The following is a 23,975-nucleotide window of genomic DNA, read 5'->3' as shown; positions in this document are numbered from 1 at the left end:
CAGGGCCGCCGGAAAGCGGCGGATGGGCGCCCTTTCTGCATGTACCCTCTGTGTCGCACCGACGGGGTGTGGCGCAGCTTGGTAGCGCGTCCGCTTTGGGAGCGGAAGGTCGTCGGTTCGAATCCGGCCACCCCGACCACCAGGAAGATCGCATTGGGGGAGTCCTCCCCCTTGCCGTTACTATGCAAATTGCGTGCCCGTGTGTCTGATGAGCCGGGCCGATCCGCGAAGCCGCCGACAGGCGGCGGGCGGGACCCCCCGAAGTCAGCCACCAAGGAGACCGAACCGTGAAGAGCGCCGTGGAGACCCTGAACCCGACCCGGGTTCGGCTCAGCATCGAGGTGCCCTTCGAGGAGCTCAAGGACAGCCTCGACGCGGCGTACAAGAAGATCAACCAGCAGGTCACGGTGAAGGGCTTCCGCAAGGGCAAGATCCCGGCCCGCGTCATCGACCAGCGGTTCGGCCGCGGTGCGGTTCTGGAGGAGGCCGTCAACGACGCCCTCCCGAAGTTCTACACCGAGGCGGTCAACGAGGGTGAGCTGAATGTCCTCGGCCAGCCCGACGTCGACATCACCGAGCTGAAGGACGGCGAGCTGCTCTCCTTCACCGCCGAGGTGGACGTGCGCCCCGAGATCGAGATCCCGGACTACTCCGGCATCGAGGTCACCGTGGACGCCCTCGAGGTCACCGACGAGGACATCGAGAAGGCCGTGGAGCAGCTCCGCGAGCGCTTCGCCTCCACCAACCCGGTCGAGCGCGCCGCCGCCGAGGGCGACGTCGTGACGATCGACCTGCAGGCCAAGGTCGACGGCGAGGTCCTGGAGGACGGCGTGGCCGACGGTGTCTCGTACACCATCGGTTCCGGCGAGCTCCTCGACGGCATCGACGAGGCCGTCAAGGGCCTGGAGGCCGGTGGCGAGGCCACCTTCACCTCCGAGCTGAAGGGCGGCTCGGCCGAGGGCAAGGAAGCGGAGGTCACCGTCAAGGTCACCGCCGTCGCCGCCCGCGAACTGCCCGAGCTGGACGACGAGTTCGCCCAGATGGCGAGCGAGTTCGACACGCTGGAGGAGCTGCGCGCCGACAGCCGCAAGCGCCTGGAGAACACCAAGCAGTACGACCAGGCCACCCAGGCCCAGGAGCGCGTCCTCGAAGAGCTGCTGAAGCTCGCCGAGGTCCCGATCCCGGAGAAGCTGCTCGCGGACGAGATCAACACCCGCAAGCACAACCTGGAGCACCACCAGCTCGGCCAGATGGGCCTCGACCTGGCGAAGTTCCTGGAGATCCAGGGCAAGACCGTCGAGGAGTTCGAGGCCGAGACCTCGGAGCAGGCCGTCAAGGGCATCAAGACCCAGTTCCTGCTGGACGAGATCGTCAACAAGGAGAAGCTGAACGTCAACCAGGAGGAGCTCACCGAGCACCTCATGCGGCGCGCTGCTTCCTCCGGCATGAGCCCCGACCAGTTCGCCCAGGCCGTCGTCGAGGGTGGCCAGGTGCCGATGCTCGTCGGCGAGGTCGCCCGCGGCAAGGCGCTCGCGCTGGTCGTCGAGGCCGCGAAGGTCACCGACACCAACGGTGAGATCGTCGACCTGGAGGACGAGGAGGAGACGGCCGAGGCCGCCACCGCCGACTCCGACGAGGCCGCCGCCGAGGAGAAGACGGAGGCCTGAGCCTCCCCCTGATCCGCACGACGGGCCCCGGACGCTTCACGCTGTCCGGGGCCCGTCGTCGTACCCGCCGCAGCCGGTACGACGACGGGCCGACAGCCCCCCGGGGCGCCCTCGCGCACCCCCCGGCCGCCCGGCCCGCGCCGGGGGCCCGTAGGCTCCCGCACGAGGGTCCGCGGGCCGCTCCGGCGCATCCGCGACGAACCCTCAGAACCCTTGTGCGCACTGCGTACCTTGCGCTCCCAGCGAACAGTTGTGGAAGCGGGATGGTCTTGTTCAACCTGCGCGTTAGGGTCCATGAAGAGGAAGGGTCGGGTAGTCCCGGCCCACCCGGTACGAAGACGCTGAGACGGCCGGAGCCGTCAGAGACGAGCAGGTGGATACGTGACGAATCTGATGCCCTACGCCGCCGGAGAGCCGTCCCTCGGTGGTGGCCTCGGCGACCAGGTCTACAGCCGACTGCTCGGCGAGCGCATCATCTTCCTCGGTCAGCAGGTCGACGATGACATCGCCAACAAGATCACCGCACAGCTGCTGCTCCTTGCCGCCGACCCGGACAAGGACATCTACCTCTACATCAACAGCCCCGGTGGCTCCGTGACGGCCGGCATGGCCGTCTACGACACCATGCAGTACATCCCGAACGACGTCGTCACCATCGGCATGGGCATGGCGGCCTCGATGGGCCAGTTCCTGCTCACCGGCGGCGCCGCGGGCAAGCGCTTCGCGCTCCCCAACACCGACATCCTCATGCACCAGGGTTCGGCCGGCATCGGCGGTACCGCCTCGGACATCAAGATCCAGGCCGAGTACCTGCTCCGCACCAAGACGCGGATGGCGGAGATCACCGCCCACCACTCCGGCCAGACCGTGGAGACGATCATCCGCGACGGCGACCGCGACCGCTGGTACACCGCGGAGGAGGCCAAGGAGTACGGCCTCATCGACGAGATCATCACGTTCGCGTCGGGCATCCCGGGCGGCGGCGGCACCGGCGCCTGATCCGGCTCACCCCGGACGGCCCCGCTTCCGCACACACCTCTCGTACGCCATGAACGTGCGCCGAGAAACCAGCCCACAGAACGCCACCAGGATGGTGAACACCCACATGAACAACTTCCCCGGCGCCTCCGCGAGCGGCCTCTACACCGGCCCGCAGGTGGACAACCGCTACATCGTGCCGCGCTTCGTGGAGCGCACCTCGCAGGGCGTGCGCGAGTACGACCCGTACGCGAAGCTCTTCGAGGAGCGCATCATCTTCCTCGGCGTGCAGATCGACGACGCCTCGGCCAACGACGTCATGGCGCAGCTGATGTGCCTGGAGTCGATGGACCCGGACCGCGACATCTCGATCTACATCAACAGCCCCGGCGGCTCGTTCACCGCGCTCACCGCGATCTACGACACGATGCAGTTCGTGAAGCCGGACATCCAGACGGTCTGCATGGGCCAGGCGGCCTCCGCCGCCGCCGTCCTGCTGGCCGCCGGCACCCCCGGCAAGCGCATGGCGCTCCCGCACGCGCGGGTGCTCATCCACCAGCCGTCCTCGCAGACCGGCCGTGAGCAGCTCTCCGACCTGGAGATCGCCGCCAACGAGATCCTGCGCATGCGCACCCAGCTGGAGCAGATGCTGGCCAAGCACTCGACGACCCCGCTGGAGAAGATCAGCGAGGACATCGAGCGCGACAAGATCCTTACCGCCGAGGAGGCTCTGGCGTACGGTCTGGTGGACCAGATCGTCTCCACCCGCAAGACCTCGGCCGGAGCCGCGGTCTGACGTCGGTCTTTTCCCCTTGGCACGCACATCCGACCGGTCTCCGGCCGTGTGAACCGTGCCAAGGGGGGCCCGAACGGGGGGCCAGGCAAGGTACCGTCGAAGAGAGGCACCAGGAGTCGCTGAACCAGGCGTCTCCCAGGCGAAGGGGAAGCACCTCGTGGCACGCATCGGTGATGGCGGCGACCTGCTCAAGTGCTCGTTCTGCGGAAAGAGCCAGAAGCAGGTGAAGAAGCTCATCGCGGGACCCGGTGTGTACATCTGCGACGAGTGCATCGATCTCTGCAACGAGATCATCGAGGAGGAGCTCGCCGAGACCTCGGAAGTGCGCTGGGAAGAGCTTCCCAAGCCGCGCGAGATCTACGAGTTCCTGGAGGGGTACGTCGTCGGGCAGGAGCCCGCGAAGAAGGCCCTCTCCGTCGCGGTGTACAACCACTACAAGCGGGTCCAGGCCGGGGAGAACGGCGGTGGCTCGGGTCGCGACGACGCGATCGAGCTGGCCAAGTCGAACATCCTCCTGCTGGGCCCCACGGGATCCGGCAAGACGCTGCTGGCGCAGACGCTGGCCCGCATGCTCAACGTCCCGTTCGCCATCGCCGACGCGACGGCGCTGACGGAGGCCGGCTATGTCGGCGAGGACGTCGAGAACATCCTGCTCAAGCTGATCCAGGCGGCCGACTACGACGTCAAGAAGGCCGAGACCGGGATCATCTACATCGACGAGATCGACAAGGTCGCCCGCAAGAGCGAGAACCCGTCGATCACGCGCGACGTCTCGGGCGAGGGCGTGCAGCAGGCGCTGCTGAAGATCCTGGAGGGCACCACCGCCTCCGTGCCGCCGCAGGGCGGCCGCAAGCACCCGCACCAGGAGTTCATCCAGATCGACACGACGAACGTCCTGTTCATCGTGGGCGGCGCCTTCTCCGGACTGGAGAAGATCATCGAGTCCCGGTCCGGCGCCAAGGGCATCGGCTTCGGCGCGACGATCCGGTCCAAGCTGGAGATCCAGGCGAGCGACCAGTTCCAGGAGGTCATGCCGGAGGACCTGGTCAAGTTCGGCATGATCCCCGAGTTCATCGGCCGCCTCCCCGTTCTCACCTCGGTCCACAACCTGGACCGCGAGGCGCTGCTCCAGATCCTCATCGAGCCGCGCAACGCCCTGGTGAAGCAGTACCAGCGGCTCTTCGAACTCGACGGTGTGGAGCTGGACTTCGAGCGCGAGGCGCTGGAGGCCATCGCCGACCAGGCGATCCTGCGGCAGACCGGCGCCCGCGGCCTGCGCGCCATCATGGAGGAAGTCCTCCAGTCCGTGATGTACGAGGTCCCGTCCCGCAAGGACGTCGCCCGCGTGGTCATCACCCCGGACGTGGTCCGCAACAACGTGAACCCCACGCTGGTCCCGCGCGAGCCGCGCACGATCGGCAAGAACGACGGCGGCCGGCACGAGAAGTCCGCGTAACTCCCGCCCGCAGCAACGCCCGAGGGGCCCGTCCGCACCGAATGTGCGAGCGGGCCCCTCGGGCGTCTTGGCGATCTGGTACCTCCGCGGCCGTCAGAGCTTGGTGCGGCCGGTGTTGTAGAGCTTCGCCGCGAGGGCCGCCGCCTCGTCCTGGCTCATCGGCTTGTTGGTCATGGCGCCGCCGACGTCGAAGCCGATGACGATGCCCACGGTGCTGTAGTCGGCCCAGACGCAGACCGGCATGGTCATTTCCTTGGGGCCGTTCGCGGCGGTGCCGTCGGCCTTGTCGTTGATCATCTTGGCGTCCTGGCACTTCATCAGGGCGCCCTTGAACCCGGCCGGCTTGACCTCCTTGGGGCTGCCGACCAGCGACCCTCCGTCGGAGCCGCCGAGCTCCGCCTTCTTCGCGGCGCTCGCGAACGACGCGTCGATGACCTTCGCGGGATCGGCGATCTCGCCCCAGCTGCCCTCCAGGAGGAGCATCTTCGCGGTGAGCGGGTTCTTCTCCAGGTCGCCGCTCACGTACGTGGTGCTGACCTGGCTGGGGTTCTTGATGCCGATGGCCTCGGCGTCCGTCTTGTCCTTGCCGGTCATGGGGGCGCCGGGCTTGGCGTCCGTGGTGTCCTGCTTGTAGTCGTCCACCGAGGCCGGCGGCGTGATCTTGTACCCCTTGGTGGAGTCCGCGACATCGCTGTTCGACCCCGAGGTCAGCAGGTACGCCCCACCCGCGACGACGGCCAGCGCCACGACGACGGCCGCCACGATCAGGCCCGTCCGCTTCTTCTTGGGCTGCTCGAACGGGGGCACCCCCGGCTGCCCCGGGACTCCCGGCCCGCCGTACGGGGGAGCGGGCGGCTGCTGCCCGTACGGGCCCGGCTGCTGGGCGTACGGCTGAGCCGGCTGCTGCTGCCCGTACGGACCGGGCTGCTGGCCGTACGGTCCGGGCTGCTGGCCCTGCGGGTGGCCGTAGCCCTGCGCGGGCGGGGCCGGGGGCTGCTGCGGCGGGACACCCTGGGGAGCCTGCTGGGGGTAGCCGTAGCCGGGCTGTCCGCCCTGCGGCTGCTGCTGCCCGTACGGGTTCGGCTGCTGCCCGTACGGTCCGGGCTGCCGGCCGTAGGGGCCGGGCGGGCCCTGCGGCGGGCCGCCGTACGGTCCCGGCTGGTCGTTGCTCATGACGCTGTCCCCTCCAGAATGCTTATGCGTTCCGAACATCCTGTCGGAAGCGGCTCCGGAGCAGGGAATCCGCAGGCGTACCGTTACGGAACAAACCCGTTTCGGGGCACGTCTGTGACAGCCCTAAACTGTCCCCGTGACCGAGAACTCAACGCACGCGACCGCCAGCAACCCCGAACTGCCGACCCAGTACGCGCCGGCCGAGGTAGAGGGGAAGTTGTACGAGCGCTGGGTGGAGCGCGGTTACTTCACGGCGGACGCCACGAGCGAGAAGCCCCCGTACACCATCGTCATCCCGCCGCCGAACGTCACCGGTGCCCTCCACCTCGGCCACGCCTTCCAGGTCACGCTGATGGACGCGCTGACCCGGCGCAAGCGGATGCAGGGCTTCGAGACCCTCTGGCTGCCCGGCATGGACCACGCCGGGATCGCCACCCAGAACAAGGTCGAGCAGCAGCTCGGCGAAGAGGGCAAGTCCCGCCACGACATCGGCCGCGAGGCGTTCACCGACCGCGTCTGGCAGTGGAAGGAAGAGTACGGCGGCCGCATCCTCGGCCAGCTCCGCCGCCTGGGCGCCGGTCTCGACTGGTCGCGCGAGCGGTTCACCATGGACGAGGGCCTCTCCCGCGCCGTCCAGACGATCTTCAAGCGGCTCTACGACGACGAGCTGATCTACCGCGCCGAGCGCATCATCAACTGGTGCCCGCGCTGTCTGACGGCCATCTCCGACATCGAGGTCGACTACCAGGACGACGACGGCGAGCTCGTCTCCCTGAAGTACGGCGAGGGCGACGAGACCCTCGTCGTCGCCACGACCCGGGTCGAGACGATGCTCGGCGACACCGCCGTCGCCGTCCACCCCGACGACGAGCGCTACGCCCACCTCATCGGCAAGCGCATCAAGCTCCCGCTCACCGACCGCACCATCCCGGTCGTCGCGGACACCCATGTCGACCCCGAGTTCGGCACCGGCGCGGTCAAGGTCACGCCCGCCCACGACCCGAACGACTTCGCCATCGGCCGGCGCCACGACCTGGAGTCGCTCACGGTCATGGACGAGCGCGGCGTCATCACCGTGCCCGGCCCCTTCCAGGGCCTCGACCGCTTCGAGGCGCGCTCCGCCATCGTCGCCGCCATGCGCGAGCAGGGCCGTGTCGTCGCCGAGAAGCGCCCGTACGTCCACTCCGTGGGCCACTGCTCCCGGTGCAAGACGACCATCGAGCCGCGGCTCTCCCTCCAGTGGTGGGTCAAGGTCGAGACGCTGGCCAAGGCCGCCGGCGACGCGGTCCGCGACGACCGGGTCACGCTGCACCCCAAGGAGATGGAGAAGCGGTACTTCGACTGGGTCGACAACCTCAACGACTGGTGCATCTCGCGCCAGCTCTGGTGGGGCCACCGCATCCCCGTCTGGTACGGCCCCGAGGGCCAGGTCGTCTGCCTCGGCCCCGACGACGAGGCGCCCACCGGCGAGGGCTGGACGCAGGACGAGGACGTCCTCGACACCTGGTTCTCCTCCGGCCTGTGGCCGTTCTCCACGCTCGGCTGGCCGGAGAAGACCCCGGACCTCGAGAAGTTCTACTCGACCGACGTCCTGCTCACCGGCCACGACATCATCTTCTTCTGGGTCGTCCGGATGATGATGTTCGGCCTCTACGCCATGGACGGCGAGATCCCGTTCAAGACCGTCGCCCTCACCGGCCTGGTCCGCGACGAGTTCGGCAAGAAGATGTCGAAGTCGAACCCGAACGCCGTCGACCCGCTGACCTGGATGGACGCCTACGGCTCCGACGCCGTCCGCTTCACCCTGGCCAACGGCGCCAACCCCGGCGCCGACGTGCCGATCGGCGAGGACTGGGTCAAGGCGTCCCGCAACTTCGCCAACAAGATCTGGAACGCCACCCGCTTCGCCCTGATGAACGGCGCGACGGTCGACGGCCCGCTGCCGGACGCCGCCGCGATGACCGCCACCGACCGCTGGATCCTGTCCCGCCTCAACAAGACCGTCGCCGACGTCGACCGGTTCTACGAGGAGTACGAGTTCGCCAAGGTCTCCGACGCCCTCTACCACTTCGCGTGGGACGAGGTCTTCGACTGGTACGTCGAGCTGTCGAAGACCACGTTCTTCGCGGGCGGCGAGCAGGCCAAGGTCTCCGGCCGGGTCCTCGGCGAGGTCCTCGACGTCACGCTGCGGCTGCTCCACCCGATCGTGCCGTTCGTCACCGAGACGCTCTGGACCACCCTCACCGGTGGCGAGTCCGTCGTCGTCGCCGCCTGGCCGAAGGACTCCGGCTTCCGCGACGAGGCGGCCGAGGCCGAGATCGAGCTGGTCCAGCAGGTCGTCACCGAGGTCCGCCGCTTCAAGGGCGACCAGGGCCTCAAGGCCGGCCAGAAGGTCCCGGCCCTGCTGACCCTCGACGGCACCGCGCTGGCCCCGCACGAGGCGGCCATCCGCCAGCTGCTCCGCCTCCAGCCGGCCGAGGAGGGCTTCCACGCCACCGCCACGCTGCCGGTGGCCGGTGCGCAGGTCGCCCTCGACCTCTCCGGGACCATCGACGTCCCGGCCGAGCGCAAGCGCCTCACGAAGGACCTGGGCGCCGCCGAGAAGGAGAAGGCCCAGGCCCACGGCAAGCTCGGCAACGAGGCCTTCCTCGCCAAGGCGCCGGACAACGTGGTCGAGAAGATCCACGCCCGGCTCGCCAAGGCCAACGCCGACATCGAGCGGATCACCGCCCAGCTGGCGAACCTGCCGCAGGACTGACGGCCCGGACGAGGCCCCGCACCCCGGACGACCTGGGGTGCGGGGCCTCGCCGTATACCACCGGTCCGCCGCCCGGTGCGGGCGCTGCGCGCGATGTCCGCGGCGATCCGTAGACTGGGCCCCGTGAGTGAGCCCCGCCCTTCAGACCGGCACGACGCGTCAGAGTCCGACGACACCTTCTCGGAGATCGTGGACGAAGCAACCCAGCGCGACCCCGACCTGGCGGTGATCGAGGCCGGGAGCCGCACCCTGCGCACCCAGTCCGGGCCGCCGGTGTCCGACGCGCCCCCGGCCACGCCCGAGGACCCCGAGACCGCCGCGGCGCTGCGCGCCGTGGAGCAGGAGCTGGCCGGGCGCTGGGGTGAGACCAAGCTCGAACCCTCCGTCACCCGGATCGCCGCCCTGATGGACGTGCTCGGCGAGCCGCAGCGCGCGTACCCCTCGGTCCACATCACCGGGACGAACGGCAAGACCAGCACGGCCCGCATGATCGAGGCCCTGTTCAACGCCTTCGACCTGCGCACCGGCCGTTACACCTCGCCGCACGTCCAGTCGATCACCGAGCGGATCAGCCTGGACGGCTCCCCGATCGCCCCCGAGCGGTTCGTGGAGACGTACCAGGACATCAAGCCGTACGTCGAGATGGTCGACGCCCAGCAGCCGTACCGCCTCTCCTTCTTCGAGGTGCTGACGGGCATGGCGTACGCGGCCTTCGCCGACGCGCCGGTCGACGTCGCCGTGGTCGAGGTCGGCATGGGCGGCACCTGGGACGCCACCAACGTGATCGACGCGAACGTCGCCGTCGTCACCCCCATCTCGCTCGACCACACCGACCGGCTCGGCAACACGCCCGCCGAGATCGCCGGGGAGAAGTCCGGGATCATCAAGCAGGGCGCGACGGTCGTGCTGGCCCAGCAGCCGGTGGACGCCGCGCAGGTGATGCTCAAGAAGGCCGTCGAGGTCGACGCGACGGTGGCCCGCGAGGGCATGGAGTTCGGCGTCGTCTCCCGCGAGATCGCGGTCGGCGGCCAGCTGCTGACGCTGCGCGGACTCGGCGGCGCGGCCTCCGAGTACACCGACATCTTCCTCCCGCTGTACGGCGCCCACCAGGCGCACAACGCGGCGGTGGCGCTCGCCGCGGTGGAGGCGTTCTTCGGCATCGGCGGCGAGCAGACCCGCTCGCTCGACATCGACGCGATCCGCACCGCCTTCGCCTCGGTCCGCTCGCCGGGCCGTCTGGAGGTCGTCCGCTCCAGCCCGACCGTCGTCCTGGACGCCGCCCACAACCCGGCCGGCGCCGCGGCCACCGCCGAGGGCATCTCCGAGGCCTTCAGCTTCTCCCGGCTCATCGGGGTCGTCGGTGCCAGCGACGACAAGGACGTGCGCGGGCTCCTCGAAGCCTTCGAGCCGATCTTCGCCGAGATCGTCGTCACCCAGAACTCCAGCGCCCGGGCGATGGACGCCGACGCCCTGGCCGCCGTCGCGGTCGAGGTCTTCGGCGACGACCGCGTCCAGGTGGAGCCCCGGCTCGACGACGCGCTGGAGGCGGCGATCACCCTGGCCGAGGAAGAGGACGAATACGCGGGCGCCGGCGTGCTGGTGACCGGTTCCGTGATCACGGTCGGCGAGGCCCGGCTGCTCCTGGGAAGGGGCTGACCCCCTGTGCGTACCCTCTGCGCGTCGACACTGATCGGCGAGTTCTTCGTGATCGGCTTCGCCGGGCTCGTCGCGATGAAGTCGGACGACCTGACCGCGGCGACCGTCTGGACCGTGTGCGGCATCGGCATGCTGCTCTCCGTGCTGCTCTGCGGCATGCTCACCCGCCCCGGTGGTGTCGCACTGGGCTGGGCGCTCCAGATCGCGCTCGTGGTGAGCGGCTTCTTCGTCCCGGTGATGTACATCCTCGGTGTCGCCTTCGCCGCCCTGTGGTGGGCGTCGGTCCACTACGGCCGGAAGATCGACGAGGCGAAGGCCCGCTGGGCGGCCCTGGAGGCCGACGCCGCGTCGGCCACCGGCTGACCCTTCGCCCACCCCTGAGCTTGACGCAGCGTAACCCCCACCCGTCGGGGCCCGGTCCGGCCCCTGTAATCTCGCTCTCCCGCACCCCGCCACCCGCAAGGAGCCGCACGACATGACCCAGCGCACCCTCGTTCTCCTCAAGCCGGACGCGGTCCGGCGTGGGCTGATCGGCGAGATCGTCGGCCGCATCGAGCGCAAGGCGGGCTGGCGGATCACCGCCCTGGAGATGCGCACGCTCGACGGGGACACGCTGGAAGCCCACTACGGCGAGCACAAGGGCCGCCCGTTCTACGAGCCGCTCGTGGAGTTCATGGCCTCCGGTCCCGTCGTGGCCCTGGTCGCCGAGGGCGAGCGGGTCATCGAGGGCGTCCGCGCCCTGGCCGGCCCGACCGACCCGATCGCCGCCGCGCCCGGTTCCGTCCGCGGCGACTTCGGGACGATCACCCGGGAGAACCTCATCCACGCCTCGGACTCCGAGGAGTCCGCGGAGCGGGAACTGAAGCTTTTCTTTCCGGGTCTGTCCTGACGGCCGATCGGCCAAACAGCGCTGGTGACCCGGGGCGACCGAAGTAATTCGGTCGCCCTTCGGTATACGTACACCGATCGCGGGAACGCATCCCACCGACGTAACGTCACCATGGGTGGGACGGGTAGTCGTTCCACCCGGTAAGGCGAATGACCCTCGCGCTGCGTACGTGCACCCGGCACTACGATGGAAGCTTCCACACCCGCAGCGCGCCGGATTCGCCGAGCAGAACCAGCCATCATGCTTTCTCGGGAAGGCACCGCCGCATCCTCATGGGGAACAAGGGGAACTCAATGTCGTTCATCGGTCGTGACATGGCTATCGACCTCGGGACTGCCAACACGCTGGTGTACGTCAGGGGGCGCGGCATCGTCCTGAACGAGCCGTCCGTCGTGGCCATCAACACCAACACCGGCGGCATTCTCGCGGTCGGCTCCGAGGCCAAGAAGATGATCGGCCGTACGCCGGGCAACATCGTTGCCGTACGGCCGCTGAAGGACGGCGTCATCGCCGACTTCGAGATCACCGAGCGGATGCTCCGCTACTTCATTCTCAAGATCCACAAGCGCCGCTACCTGGCCCGCCCGCGCGTCGTCGTCTGCGTGCCCTCCGGCATCACGGGGGTCGAGCGCCGCGCCGTCATCGAGGCGTCGACGCAGGCCGGTGCCCGCCAGGTGCACATCATCGAGGAGCCCATGGCGGCGGCCATCGGCTCCGGCCTCCCCGTCCACGAGGCCACCGGCAACATGGTCGTCGACATCGGCGGCGGCACCACCGAGGTCGCGGTGATCTCCCTCGGCGGAATCGTCACTGCCCAGTCGATCCGGGTCGCCGGGGACGAGCTGGACAACGCGATCATCCAGCACATCAAGAAGGAGTACTCCCTCCTCCTCGGTGAGCGCACCGCCGAACAGATCAAGATCACGATCGGTTCCGCGTACGACATGGACAAGGACGAGCACACCGAGATCCGCGGCCGGGACCTCGTCTCCGGGCTGCCCAAGACGGTCGTCATCTCGGCCGCCGAGGTGCGCAAGGCCATCGAGGAGCCGGTCAACGCGATCGTCGACGCCGTGAAGACGACGCTCGACAAGTGCCCGCCCGAGCTCTCCGGCGACGTGATGGACCGCGGCATCGTCCTCACCGGCGGCGGTGCGCTGCTGCGCGGGCTGGACGAGCGGCTGCGCCGCGAGACGGGCATGCCGATCCACATCGCCGAGGACCCGCTGGACTCGGTGGCGCTCGGATCCGGCAAGTGCGTCGAGGAGTTCGAGGCGCTCCAGCAGGTCCTGGACGCCCAGCCGCGCCGCTGAGCGGTGCGGCCGACGGGCCCCTGACACACCTTCGGTCTGCCGTGCGGGCGCTGCCGCCCCGTACGGCAGATCGTTGATATACAGGCACGAACATTCCTACGAGGAAGGCACGGCCGCCGCACGTGAGGGACACACGAGAGAGCCGGCTGCTCCTGGTGCTGCTGATCGTCATCGCGTTCGCACTGATCACGGTGGACATCCGCGGCGGCGAGGACTCGCCGGTGGACGGCGCCCGGCAGGCCGCCGCGACGGTCTTCGGACCTGTCGAGAACGGCGTGGCGGCGGCGGTGGACCCGGTGGGCAACGCCATCGGCGCCGTCCGGGACTCCGGGGACCGGCACGACAGGATCGCGGCCCTGGAGAAGGAGAACGCCGAGCTCAAGACGGAGCTCGGCAGCGACGCCCGCACCAACAGCCGGGTCCGCCAGCTCGACGCGATCCTCAAGAACGCGAACGCCGGCCAGTACGGCATCAAGGGCGCCCAGGTCATCGCCATAGGAGCGGCCCAGGGCTTCTCCTGGACGATCACCATCGACGCCGGCTCCAAGGACGGCATCGCCCGCGACATGACCGTGCTCAACGGCGAGGGACTCGTCGGCCGCGTCACCACCGTCGGCCCGAACACCGCGACCGTACTTCTCGCCAACGACCCGGACTTCACCGTCGGCACCCGGATGGAGAAGACCGACGAACTCGGCTTCGCCACCGGCCAGGGCACCAGCCCGCTCTCGGTGCAGTTCCTCAACGGCAAGGCCAAGGTGGCGAAGGGCGACCGGCTCGTCACCTTCGGATCCAGCAAGGGCAAGCCGTTCGTGCCCGGCGTCCCGGTCGGCGAGGTCGTCCGCGTCGACCCGTCCAACGGCGACCTCACCCGGACCGTCTACGTCAAGCCGTTCGTCGGCTTCACCAAGCTCGACATCGTCGGCATCGTCGTGGAGGCCCCCCGCACGGACCCGCGCGACGCGGTCCTGCCGAAGAAGGCCGCCAAGCCGGCCAAGCCGAAGCCCACCCCGACCGTCACCGTGACCGTCCAGCCCAACGGCGACCTCGTCGACGGCAACGGCAAGGTCGTCGGCAACATCCACCAGACGCCCGGCGCGACCGCCTCGGGCGAGGCGGCGGCCGGAGCCACCGACGTCGCCGCGCTCCCCGACGCGAACGCCAATGCGGACGCCGACGCGAACGCCAACGCAGACACCGACGCCGCCGCCGACCCCGACGGCCAGGCAGACGACCAGGAGTAGGGCAGAACCCCATGCGCTTGAACCGGACGCTGCTCTCCGTCGCCCTCGTCGTGGTCGCCCTCGTGGTCCAGGTATCCGTGCTCGCACGGCTCCAGCTCCCCGGAGCCGTCCCCGACCTGCTGCTGCTCACCGTCCTCGGACTCGCCTTCGTGTACGGGCACGTCAGCGGCGCGCTGATCGGATTCGGCGCGGGCATCCTCGCCGACCTGGCCCCGCCCGCCGACCACGCCGCCGGGCGCTACGCCCTGGTGCTCTGCGTCATCGGCTACCTCGCGGGGCTGTTCCGGCCGGAGAACGGGCAGCTCAAGTCGGCTTTCGGCCCCATGGCGTTCGTCGTCGTGGCGGCCGTCGGCACCACCCTGCTGTACGCGCTCGTGGGCGCCCTCGTCGGCGACACCGCGGCCCGGCACGTCGGCCTCACGAGCCTGGTGTTCACGGCCACCGTGTACGACCTGCTGCTCGCGCCGTTCGTCGTACCGCTGATCATGGGGCTCGCCAGACGCACCGAGAACGACCCGGTCTCCGAGTCGGCCGGCGGCGACGTCTCCGCCGGCTGGCTCTCCTCGGGCACCGGCCTGACGATCGGCAGCCAGCGCGGCGGACTCCGCGTCAGGGCCGCCCGCAATCGCGCCGCGCGCGCGGGAAGGATCAAGGGGGTCAAGCGACTGTGAGGCCGGACCAGCACCCGAGCACCACCGACGGGGGCGCACCGTGAGCAACATCCCCGAGACCGGCCGGACCCAGCGCGTCCAGATCCGCCTCGTCGTCATCCAGATCCTCGTCTTCTCCCTCCTCCTGACGCTCGGCGGCCGGCTCTGGTACCTCCAGATCCGCAACGGCCAGGAGTACACCGACGAGGCCAAGAACAACCACGTCCAGCAGGTCGTGCAGCCCGCCGTCCGGGGCGACATCCTCGACGCGCGCGGTGTGCCGCTCGCCGACAACGAGACCCGTCTCGTCGTCTCCGCCAGCCGCACCGAGCTGCTGAAGATGAAGGACGACGGCGACGCCGTCCTCACCCGCCTCGCCGACGTCCTCGACATGAAGCCGCAGGACGTGAAGGACAAGGTCCGGCTCTGCGACGCGAAGACCCCGCAGCCCTGCTGGAACGGTTCGCCCTACCAGCCGATCCCGGTCACCGACGAGGCCACCACCCAGCAGGCCCTCCAGATCCGCGAGCGCGCCGAGGACTTCCCCGGCATCACCGCCGAACCCACCGCCGTACGCCGGTACGCGGCCCCCGGCGGCGCCAACACCGCCCAGGTCCTCGGCTACCTCTCCCCGGTCACCGACGAGGAGATCACCAAGGCCCAGGACACCGAGTCGCCGTACCTCCGCTCCGACCAGGTCGGCCGCTCCGGCCTGGAGCGCACGTACGACAAGGAGCTGCGCGGCAAGGCGGGCGTCACCCGCTACGAGGTCGACAACCTCGGCCGGGTCATCGGGCAGGCCGCGAACGACCCGGCCGAGCCCGGATCGTCCGTCGTCACGTCGATAGACGCACGCGTGCAGTCCGTCGCCGAGTACGAGCTCGACAAGGCGATGAAGACGGCCCGCAAGGAGTTCGACAAGAACACCGACATGAACTACAAGGCCGACTCCGGCGCCGTCGTCGTGATGGAGGCGAAGACCGGCCGGGTCGTCGCGATGGCCTCGCTGCCGGACTACGACCCCAACGCCTGGGTCGGCGGCATCTCCGCCAAGGACTACACGAAGCTCACCACCAAGAAGTCCAACTACCCGCTGCTGAACCGCGCGATCCAGGGCCAGGCGGCCCCCGGCTCCATCTTCAAGGTCGTCTCCTCCACGGCGGCGGTCAACGCCGGGTACCCGTTCGACGGAAACTACCCGTGCCCCAGCTCGTACTCCATCGGCGGCCAGACCTTCAAGAACTTCGAGTCCCAGGGGTACGGCTCCATCACCATAGGCCGCGCCCTGGAGGTCTCCTGCGACACCGTCTACTACGGCATCGCGCACAAGGAGTGGCTGAAGGACGGCGGCACCAACCCGAAGAAGAACCCCGGCGACTGGTTCTACAAGACCGCGCACCAGTTCGGTCTCGGCAAGGAGACCGGCATCGACCTCCCCAACGAGGTCACCGGCCGCGTCCCGGACCGCCAGTGGAAGGAGAACTTCTTCAAGGCCAACAAGGCCTTCTGGTGCAAGGACGGCAAGAAGGACGGGACGTACGCCCAGCAGATCGAGTACGAGAACTGCCGCGAAGGCGACAAGATGCGCGCCGGTGACTCCGTCAACTACTCGATCGGCCAGGGTGACACCCTCGTCACCCCGATCCAGATGGCCACCATCTACGCCGCGATCTCCAACGGCGGCACCCTCTACGACCCCACCGTCGGCAAGGCGATCGTCAGCGGCGACGGCAGGACGGTCCAGGAGATCAAGCCCGTCTCGCACGGCAAGCTGCCCTTCACCGGGACCACGCGCGACGACATAGACGAAGCCCTCGCGGGTGTCGCGACCCGGGGCAGCGCCGCCTGGCGGTTCGGCGGCTGGCCCCAGGACAAGATCCCGATGCACGCCAAGACGGGTACCGCCGAGGTCTACGGCAAGCAGACGACCTCGTGGTTCGCCACGTACACCAAGGACTACTCGATCGTCATGACGATCTCCCAGGGTGGTACCGGCTCCGGCGCCTCCGGCCCCGCCGTGCGCAACATCTACAACGCCCTCTACGGCCTCGACGCCGAAGGCAAGCAGGACCTCAAGAAGGCGCTGCTGCCCACGCCGCAGAAGACCCTGCCGAAGATCCAGCCCGACGGCACGATCAACGCGCCGAAGGTCAAGCCGTACGACCCCGACGCCAACAAGCCCCTCGGCGAGGGGCAGCAGGCGCTCGCCGCGACGCTCGGGAGGCGTGACTGATGGCCGGTGGCTTCTCCGTCTCCGGGTACGGCCCCGAGCGGTCCTCCTGGGCCTGGCTCACCGCACGCGACTCGGTCGTGCGGCGGCTCGACTGGCCGCTGCTCGGTTCGGCGCTCGCGCTCTCCTTCATCGGGTCGATGCTCGTCTACTCGGCGACCCGCGGACGCGACAGCCTCACCCACGGCGACCCGTACTACTTCCTCTTCCGCCACGCCCTCAACACCGGCATCGGCTTCGGCCTGATGATCGGCACGATCTGGCTCGGCCACCGCACCCTGCGCGGAGCCGTACCGATCCTCTACGCGTTCTCCGTCGTCCTGGTGCTGGCGGTCCTCAGTCCGCTCGGCGCCACGGTCAACGGCGCGCACGCGTGGATCATCATCGGCGGCGGATTCTCGCTCCAGCCCTCCGAGTTCACCAAGATCACCATCATCCTCGGCATGGCGATGCTGCTCGCCTCCCGCGTCGACGCCGGTGACCAGCTCCACCCCGACCACCGGACCGTCGCCAAGGCGCTCGGGGTCGCCGCGATCCCGATGGGCATCGTCATGCTCATGCCCGACCTCGGGTCGGTCATGGTGATGGCCTTCATCGTCCTCGGCGTCCTGCTCGCCTCCGGCGCCTCCAACCGCTGGGTCTTCGGACTCCTCGGCACGGGCGCCCTCGGCGCCGTCTCGGTCTGGCAGCTGGGACTGCTGGACGACTACCAGATCGCCCGGTTCGCCGCCTTCGCCAACCCCGCCCTGGACCCGGCGGGCGTCGGCTACAACACCAACCAGGCGCGCATCGCCATCGGTTCCGGCGGCCTCACCGGCACCGGGCTCTTCCACGGCACCCAGACCACCGGCCAGTTCGTCCCCGAGCAGCAGACCGACTTCGTCTTCACCGTCGCCGGCGAGGAGCTGGGCTTCGTGGGCGCCGGGCTGATCATCGTCCTGCTCGGCGTCGTCCTCTGGCGCGCCTGCCGCATCGCCCGCGAGACCACCGAGCTCTACGGCACGATCGTGGCCGCCGGGATCATCGCCTGGTTCGCCTTCCAGGCGTTCGAGAACATCGGCATGACCCTCGGCATCATGCCGGTCGCCGGTCTGCCGCTGCCCTTCGTCTCGTACGGAGGGTCGTCGATGTTCGCCGTCTGGGTGGCGATCGGGCTGCTCCAGTCGATCCGGGTGCAGCGGCCGATGAGCGCCTGAGCACCCGCACGGTGCGTACCCGCCCTCCGGCCCGGTGGCAGCTGCCACCGGGCCGGAGGGCTGTCCGGGCCCGTGAATCCACCGGGCCCCGGCGTTAGATTCGGAGCATGGCCGACGTGAAGCGCGAGATCGAGCGGAAGTACGAAGCGGCTCCCGGCATCCGGCTGCCCGACCTCACCGGGGTGGCCGGAACGGCCGCGTCCGTGCCCCGCGGGGTCGTGGAACTCGACGCGGTCTACTACGACACCGAGGACTTCCGGCTGGCGGCGGGCTCCGTCACCCTGCGCCGCAGGACCGGCGGCGACGAAGAGGGCTGGCACGTGAAGTTCCCCGTCGCCCCCGGCGTACGCGACGAGATCCGCGCGCCGCTCGCCGACACCCTGCCCGACGCGCTCGCCGGACTGATCCGCTCCCGGGTCCGCGGCCGGCCCGTGGTCCCGGTCGTCCGGCTGCTCTCCTCGCGCGACGTCCACCACCTCACCGACGCCGGGGGCCGGCTGCTCGCCGAGCTGAGCGTCGACACCGTCCTCGCGGAAAGGCTCACCGGGGACGGGGCGGGAGCCGCCGCCGGGTGGACCGAGATCGAGGTCGAGCTGGCCGACGACGGCGACCCCGCCTTCCTGGACGCCGTGGAGGAGCGGCTCGCCGGGGCGGGCGTACACCCCTCGGCCGCCGCCTCAAAGGTGGGCCGGGCGCTCGCCGAGACGGCACCGGGGGAGAACACGGCACCGGGGGAGATGACCGGGCCCGGGGCGCGGGCGGGCGGGGAGCCCGGCACCGCGGGCGAGCAGGTCCTCGCCTACGTACGCCGTCAGACCGAGACGATCGTCACCCTCGACCCGGCGGTCCGCCGCGACCTGCCCGACGCGGTGCACCGGATGCGGGTCGCCACCCGGCGGCTGCGCAGCGCCTTCAGGACGTACCGGAAGGTCCTCGACCGGGCCGTCACCGACCAGCTGGGCGCCGAGCTGAAGTGGCTCGCCGCCGAACTGGGGACCGCCCGGGACCACGAGGTCCTGGAGGCGCGGCTGTCCGGCCGCGTCGACGGGGTGGAACCCGCCCTGCTGCTGGGGCCGGTGCGGGGCAGGCTGGAGCGGTGGGGGGCGGCGGAACGCGCCGACGCCCGTCGCCGGATCCTCGGGGCGCTCGACAGCGAGCGCCACCTCGCGCTGCTCGACGGCCTGGACGCGCTGCTCGCCGGCCCGCCGCTGCTGCCCGCGGCCGGCGAGGACGCCGCCCCGACGCTCGCCCGTGCGGTGCTGAAGGACCACCACCGGCTCGCCGCCCGGGTCCACCGTGCCCTGGACCTGCCGCCGGGCCACGACCGCGACCTCGCGCTGCACCGGGCCCGCAAGGCGGCCAAGCGCACCCGGTACGCGGCCGAGGCGGCGCGCCCCGCCCTCGGCAAGCCCGCCAAGCGCCTCGCCAAACGGGTCAAGGCCGTGCAGAGCCTGCTCGGCGACCACCAGGACGGTGTGGTCGCCCGCGGCACCCTGCGCGCCATGGCCGTGCACGCCCACGGAGCCGGTGAGTCCGCTTTCACCTGGGGACTTCTGTACGGCCGCGAGGAGGCGGCGGCGGCCCGGCTGGAGGACGAACTGCCGCACGTGTGGGCCCGCGCGGCCGGGGCCCGGCTGCGGGCGGCGTTGAAGAGCTGAGCAGCGGGGTACGCTGGATGGTCACCCCTGCCAGCTCACGAAGGTTCGCGAGATGTCTGCCGAGTCGGTCTTCCCACAGCTCGAAGCTCTGCTCCCGCATGTGCAGAAGCCCATCCAGTACGTCGGCGGTGAGCTGAACTCCACCGTCAAGCCGTGGGACGAATGCGACGTCCGCTGGGCGCTCATGTACCCCGACGCGTACGAGGTCGGTCTGCCCAACCAGGGCGTCATGATCCTCTACGAGGTGCTCAACGAGCGCGAAGGGGTCCTCGCCGAACGCACGTACAGCGTCTGGCCGGACCTCGAAGAGCTGATGCGCGAGCACAAGGTGCCCCAGTTCACCGTGGACAGCCACCGGCCCGTCGGCGCGTTCGACGTCTTCGGGCTGAGCTTCTCCACCGAGCTCGGCTACACCAACATGCTCACCGCCCTGGACCTGGCGGGCATCCCGCTGGAGTCCAAGGACCGCACGATGGACGACCCGATCGTGCTCGCGGGCGGCCACGCCGCGTTCAACCCCGAGCCCATCGCCGACTTCATCGACTGCGCGGTCATCGGCGACGGCGAGCAGGCGGTCCTGGAGATCACCGAGATCATCCGCGCCTGGAAGGCCGAGGGCCGGCCCGGCGGCCGGGACGAGGTGCTGTTCCGCCTCGCCCGTACCGGCGGCGTCTACGTCCCGCGCTTCTACGACGTCGAGTACCTCCCGGACGGCCGCATCGCCCGTGTCGTGCCCAACAAGTCGGGCGTGCCGTGGCGTGTGTCCAAGCACACGGTCATGGACCTCGACGAGTGGCCCTACCCGAAGCAGCCGCTGGTCCCGCTCGCCGAGACCGTCCACGAGCGGATGTCCGTCGAGATCTTCCGCGGCTGCACCCGCGGCTGCCGTTTCTGCCAGGCCGGCATGATCACGCGCCCCGTGCGGGAGCGAAGCATCACCGGCATCGGCGAGATGGTCGACCGCGGCCTGAAGGCCACCGGCTTCGAGGAGGTCGGCCTGCTCTCGCTCTCCTCCGCCGACCACACCGAGATCGGCGAGATCGCCAAGGGCCTCGCCGACCGGTACACCGAGGACAAGATCGGCCTCTCGCTGCCGTCCACCCGCGTCGACGCGTTCAACGTGGACCTCGCCAACGAGCTGACCCGCAACGGCCGTCGGTCCGGTCTCACCTTCGCCCCCGAGGGCGGCTCCGAGCGCATGCGCAAGGTCATCAACAAGATGGTCTCGGAGGAGGACCTGATCCGTACGGTCGCCACCGCGTACGGCAACGGCTGGCGCCAGGTCAAGCTGTACTTCATGTGCGGCCTGCCCACCGAGACCGACGAGGACGTCCTCCAGATCGGCGACATGGCGGTCAACGTGATCGCCAAGGGCCGCGAGGTGTCCGGCCAGAACGACATCCGCTGCACCGTCTCCATCGGCGGCTTCGTCCCCAAGCCGCACACCCCGTTCCAGTGGGCGCCGCAGCTGAGCGCCGAGGAGACCGACGCGCGGCTCGCCAAGCTCCGCGACAAGATCCGCGGCGACAAGAAGTACGGCCGCTCCATCGGCTTCCGCTACCACGACGGCAAGCCCGGCATCGTCGAGGGCCTGCTCTCGCGCGGTGACCGCCGCGTCGGCTCGGTCATCCGCGCGGTGTACGAGGACGGCGGCCGGTTCGACGGCTGGCGCGAGCACTTCAGCTACGACCGCTGGATGGCCTGCGCCGACAAGACGCTCCCCGGCTTCGGCCTGGACGTCGACTGGTACACCACCCGCGAGCGGACCTACGAGGAGGTCCTGCCCTGGGACCACCTCGACTCCGGCCTGGACAAGGACTGGCTCTGGGAGGACTGGCAGGACTCGCTCGACGAGACCGAGGTCGAGGACTGCCGCTGGACCCCCTGCTTCGACTGCGGCGTCTGCCCGCAGCTCGACCTGGACATCCAGATCGGCCCCACCGGCAAGAAGCTGCTGCCGCTCACCGTGGTGAAGTGACCGGCGCGCCGGCCGGCGTACCAAGCGTGTGACAAAGGCCCGTCCCGGGGATCTCCCCGGGGCGGGCCTTCCGCATGATGGCTCCATGGAGAGCGAGAAGGACCCCCACGGCACACCGGCCCCCGGGGTGCCGGGACAGCGGCCCGGGCCCGGCCGGCACCAGGTGCCCGCCGGATACGAACCCGGCGACGGCTGCGTCGTCGAACTCGTCCGCATCCCGGTCCGGATCGTCGCGGTGCTCGTCGTGCTGCCGGTGCGCGTCGCCTGGGACCTGCTCGTCGTCACGTTCCGCGCCCTGGAGCGGATGGTGCTGCGGCCGCTGGGCCGTGGCGTCGCCTGGGCGTGGCGCTGCCTGGTCGTCCTCCCGGTTGCTTGGGCGTGGCGTTACTTGGTCGTCGTCCCGGTGGTCTGGGTGTGGCGTCACTTGGTCGTCGTGCCGCTGGTCTGGGCGTGGGCGTATCTCGTGGTCGTGCCGCTGGTGTGGCTGTACCGCGCGGTGCTCACCCCCCTCGGCCGTGCGCTGGTGCTGGTGGTCCGGGCGCTGACCGTGTGGCCGGTGGTCGTCCTCTGGCGGTACGTGCTGGTACCGGTCGTCCGGTACGGGGTTCTCATCCCGCTCGGGTGGCTGTACGCGGCCGTCCTCACCCCGGCCGGACACGGGCTGCGGAGCCTGTACCGCACCCTGCTCGTCCTGCTGGTCCCGCTCGGCCGCGGGCTCGTCGTCGCACTGCGGTGGCTCGGCCTCGTCCTCTTCGTCCTGCCCTTCGTCGGCCTCTGGCGGTACGTCCTGACCCCCCTCGGTGTCGCCGTCGCCCGGCTGGCGCACATCCTGCTGGTGGTGTCGCCGGTCTGGTTCTGGCGGTCGGTGCTCACCCCGCTCGGGCGCGGGCTCGCGTGGTGCCTGCGGGTGCTGGTCGTCGTCCCCGTCGCCTGGCTCTGGCGGCGCGTCCTCCACCCGGTGCTCCGGGAGACCGCGGCGGCGCTCGTGGTGGCCTGGCGGGTCACCGGAATGATCAGCCGGGCGCTCGGGCGGGCCCTGGTGTGGCTGCTCCGCACTCTCCTCGTCGCCCCGCTGACCTGGTGCTACCGCACCCTCTGCACCCCGGTCGGGCACGCCCTGCGCGACTGGGTGTGGAAGCCCGCCCGTACCGTCGCCGCGGCGACCGGACGTGCCGTGCGCGACACGCTGCGTACGGCACGCGACGCCGTCCGCCAGGCCCGCCGCGACGCATGGCACGCGTTCACCGGCCGACCGGCGAACCCGGAGGTCGGCGGACCCGGGAGGGTTACTGCGCGTACTCTGGGTGAGGAGCACCATGCGACACCCGTGCACGGCGCGGCGCCCGCACCCGAGATCTCCCCGCCCGGCACAACCACAGGCCGGAGGGGGTGAGCCGGGGCTGGCCCCCCGTGACGACCTGTACTTCGTGGGCGGCGCGTGACCGCGCCCGCCCCGCACCGAGGAGAAGAACCACTGGGCAAGCGACAGCCCGAAGGCCCGCCGCCCGCACCGGCGGTGCAGCGCATCCGACTGCGCTACACCAAGCGCGGCCGCCTCCGGTTCACCAGCCACCGAGACTTCCAGCGTGCCTTCGAGCGGGCCCTGCGCCGCTCCGAGGTGCCCATGGCCTACTCGGCGGGCTTCACCCCGCACCCCAAGGTCTCGTACGCCAACGCGGCTCCGACCGGCACCGGCAGCGAGGCCGAGTTCCTGGAGATCGCGCTCACCGAGTACCGCGACCCGAAGGTCCTGCAGGACCTCCTCAACGATTCCCTCCCGGACGGCCTCGACATCACCGACGCCGTGGAGGCCCGGACCTCCGGGCTCGCCGACCGGCTGACCGCCTCCGTGTGGGAGATGCGCCTGGACGGCGTCACCGTCCAGGACGCCGAACAGGCCGTGGCCGCCTTCCTCGCCGCCGAAACGGTCGAGGTCCAGCGCCGGGCGAAGAACGGTATGCGTACCTTCGACGCCCGCGAGGCCGTGGTCGATCTGCAAGCCCTCGATCCACAGGCCGATGGGTCCGTGGACACCGCCTGTGCGATACTGCGCCTGGTAGTGCGGCACATGACACCCGCCGTACGACCCGACGACGTCCTGTCCGGTCTCCGAGCTGTGGCCGACCTGGCGCCGCCGGTCCCCGTAGCGGTGACCAGGCTGGCGCAGGGGCTCTTCGACGAGGAGTCCGGCACGGTGACCGACCCGCTCGCGCCCGACCGCGACGCACCCCCGGCCGTCCCCGCGACGGCCCCCGGGAGTGTCGCGACGGCGCCTGAAGGTTCGGGTTCCGCGTAAGGCGGTCGTTGTAGCGCGGCCCCCGGGAAGGCACCGG

General features: G+C 70.2%; 18 protein-coding genes and 1 tRNA gene. 18 read left to right on the top strand and 1 reads right to left on the bottom strand.

Annotation, left to right across the window (positions count from 1 at the left end; genetic code table 11):
- Positions 1–62 precede the first annotated feature (62 nt).
- The 5 genes from ACWCWD_RS08875 (at position 63) to clpX (ending at position 4,897) form a co-directional block, all read left to right on the top strand.
- Positions 63–139: transfer RNA gene (locus ACWCWD_RS08875), tRNA-Pro, on the top strand.
- A gap of 148 nt (positions 140–287) precedes the next feature.
- On the top strand, positions 288–1,667 hold the full coding sequence (gene tig / locus ACWCWD_RS08870; RefSeq protein WP_450771305.1) for a trigger factor: 1,380 nt from the start codon (positions 288–290) through the stop codon (positions 1,665–1,667).
- 393 nt (positions 1,668–2,060) lie between these two features.
- Positions 2,061–2,666 carry an ATP-dependent Clp protease proteolytic subunit gene (locus tag ACWCWD_RS08865; RefSeq protein ID WP_386892301.1) on the top strand — a complete coding sequence of 202 codons (606 nt, stop codon included), beginning with the start codon at positions 2,061–2,063 and terminating at the stop codon, positions 2,664–2,666.
- Positions 2,667–2,757: 91 nt separating this feature from the next.
- Positions 2,758–3,441: an ATP-dependent Clp protease proteolytic subunit gene (locus ACWCWD_RS08860; RefSeq protein WP_390963309.1), complete on the top strand. Its 684-nt coding sequence runs from the start codon at positions 2,758–2,760 to the stop codon at positions 3,439–3,441.
- Positions 3,442–3,598: 157 nt separating this feature from the next.
- On the top strand, positions 3,599–4,897 hold the full coding sequence (gene clpX, locus ACWCWD_RS08855) for an ATP-dependent Clp protease ATP-binding subunit ClpX (RefSeq protein WP_450771303.1): 1,299 nt from the start codon (positions 3,599–3,601) through the stop codon (positions 4,895–4,897).
- 93 nt (positions 4,898–4,990) lie between these two features.
- Here the strand turns inward: clpX and ACWCWD_RS08850 are convergent, their stop codons facing one another.
- A complete protein-coding gene (locus tag ACWCWD_RS08850; RefSeq protein WP_450771302.1) occupies positions 4,991–6,070 on the bottom strand; it encodes a hypothetical protein in 1,080 nt (359 codons plus the stop codon).
- A 136-nt stretch (positions 6,071–6,206) separates the two neighbouring features.
- On the opposite strand from ACWCWD_RS08850, the gene ACWCWD_RS08845 reads away from it, so the two are divergent.
- The 13 genes from ACWCWD_RS08845 (at position 6,207) to ACWCWD_RS08785 (ending at position 23,938) form a co-directional block, all read left to right on the top strand.
- Positions 6,207–8,828 (top strand): valine--tRNA ligase, encoded by a 2,622-nt coding sequence (locus tag ACWCWD_RS08845; protein ID WP_450771300.1) that lies wholly within the window; start codon positions 6,207–6,209, stop codon positions 8,826–8,828.
- Positions 8,829–8,951: 123 nt separating this feature from the next.
- The gene (gene folC, locus ACWCWD_RS08840) at positions 8,952–10,484 is read left to right on the top strand and encodes a bifunctional tetrahydrofolate synthase/dihydrofolate synthase (RefSeq protein WP_450771299.1); all 1,533 of its coding nucleotides are present in this window, start codon (positions 8,952–8,954) and stop codon (positions 10,482–10,484) included.
- 6 nt (positions 10,485–10,490) lie between these two features.
- Positions 10,491–10,847: a DUF4233 domain-containing protein gene (locus ACWCWD_RS08835; protein ID WP_450771298.1), complete on the top strand. Its 357-nt coding sequence runs from the start codon at positions 10,491–10,493 to the stop codon at positions 10,845–10,847.
- A gap of 112 nt (positions 10,848–10,959) precedes the next feature.
- Positions 10,960–11,373 (top strand): nucleoside-diphosphate kinase, encoded by a 414-nt coding sequence (gene ndk / locus ACWCWD_RS08830; RefSeq protein WP_266704304.1) that lies wholly within the window; start codon positions 10,960–10,962, stop codon positions 11,371–11,373.
- Between the two features lie 293 nt (positions 11,374–11,666).
- A complete protein-coding gene (locus tag ACWCWD_RS08825; RefSeq protein ID WP_124268240.1) occupies positions 11,667–12,686 on the top strand; it encodes a rod shape-determining protein in 1,020 nt (339 codons plus the stop codon).
- Positions 12,687–12,808: 122 nt separating this feature from the next.
- Positions 12,809–13,930 carry a rod shape-determining protein MreC gene (gene mreC / locus ACWCWD_RS08820; protein WP_450771297.1) on the top strand — a complete coding sequence of 374 codons (1,122 nt, stop codon included), beginning with the start codon at positions 12,809–12,811 and terminating at the stop codon, positions 13,928–13,930.
- An 11-nt stretch (positions 13,931–13,941) separates the two neighbouring features.
- Positions 13,942–14,601, top strand: coding sequence for a rod shape-determining protein MreD (gene mreD / locus ACWCWD_RS08815; RefSeq protein WP_450771295.1), 660 nt, complete (start codon positions 13,942–13,944; stop codon positions 14,599–14,601).
- A gap of 40 nt (positions 14,602–14,641) precedes the next feature.
- Positions 14,642–16,813 (top strand): penicillin-binding protein 2, encoded by a 2,172-nt coding sequence (gene mrdA, locus ACWCWD_RS08810; RefSeq protein ID WP_450771294.1) that lies wholly within the window; start codon positions 14,642–14,644, stop codon positions 16,811–16,813.
- The gene (gene rodA, locus ACWCWD_RS08805) at positions 16,813–18,006 is read left to right on the top strand and encodes a rod shape-determining protein RodA (protein WP_450771293.1); all 1,194 of its coding nucleotides are present in this window, start codon (positions 16,813–16,815) and stop codon (positions 18,004–18,006) included. Before mrdA ends, rodA begins: the two co-directional genes overlap by 1 nt.
- Positions 18,007–18,113: 107 nt before the next feature.
- A complete protein-coding gene (locus ACWCWD_RS08800; protein WP_450771291.1) occupies positions 18,114–19,664 on the top strand; it encodes a CYTH and CHAD domain-containing protein in 1,551 nt (516 codons plus the stop codon).
- A 52-nt stretch (positions 19,665–19,716) separates the two neighbouring features.
- Complete coding sequence (locus tag ACWCWD_RS08795) at positions 19,717–21,642, top strand: TIGR03960 family B12-binding radical SAM protein (RefSeq protein ID WP_386892292.1); 1,926 nt, start codon at positions 19,717–19,719, stop codon at positions 21,640–21,642.
- An 85-nt stretch (positions 21,643–21,727) separates the two neighbouring features.
- Entirely contained in the window at positions 21,728–23,035 is a 1,308-nt protein-coding gene (locus ACWCWD_RS08790) for a hypothetical protein (RefSeq protein ID WP_450771288.1), read from the top strand.
- A 123-nt stretch (positions 23,036–23,158) separates the two neighbouring features.
- Entirely contained in the window at positions 23,159–23,938 is a 780-nt protein-coding gene (locus ACWCWD_RS08785; protein ID WP_450771480.1) for a TIGR03936 family radical SAM-associated protein, read from the top strand.
- Positions 23,939–23,975: the final 37 nt, after the last annotated feature.

Source organism: Streptomyces sp. NPDC001493 (genome assembly GCF_053597235.1).
The sequence above is the reverse complement of the archived record's forward strand: the minus strand, read 5'-3'. Positions and strand labels throughout refer to the sequence as shown.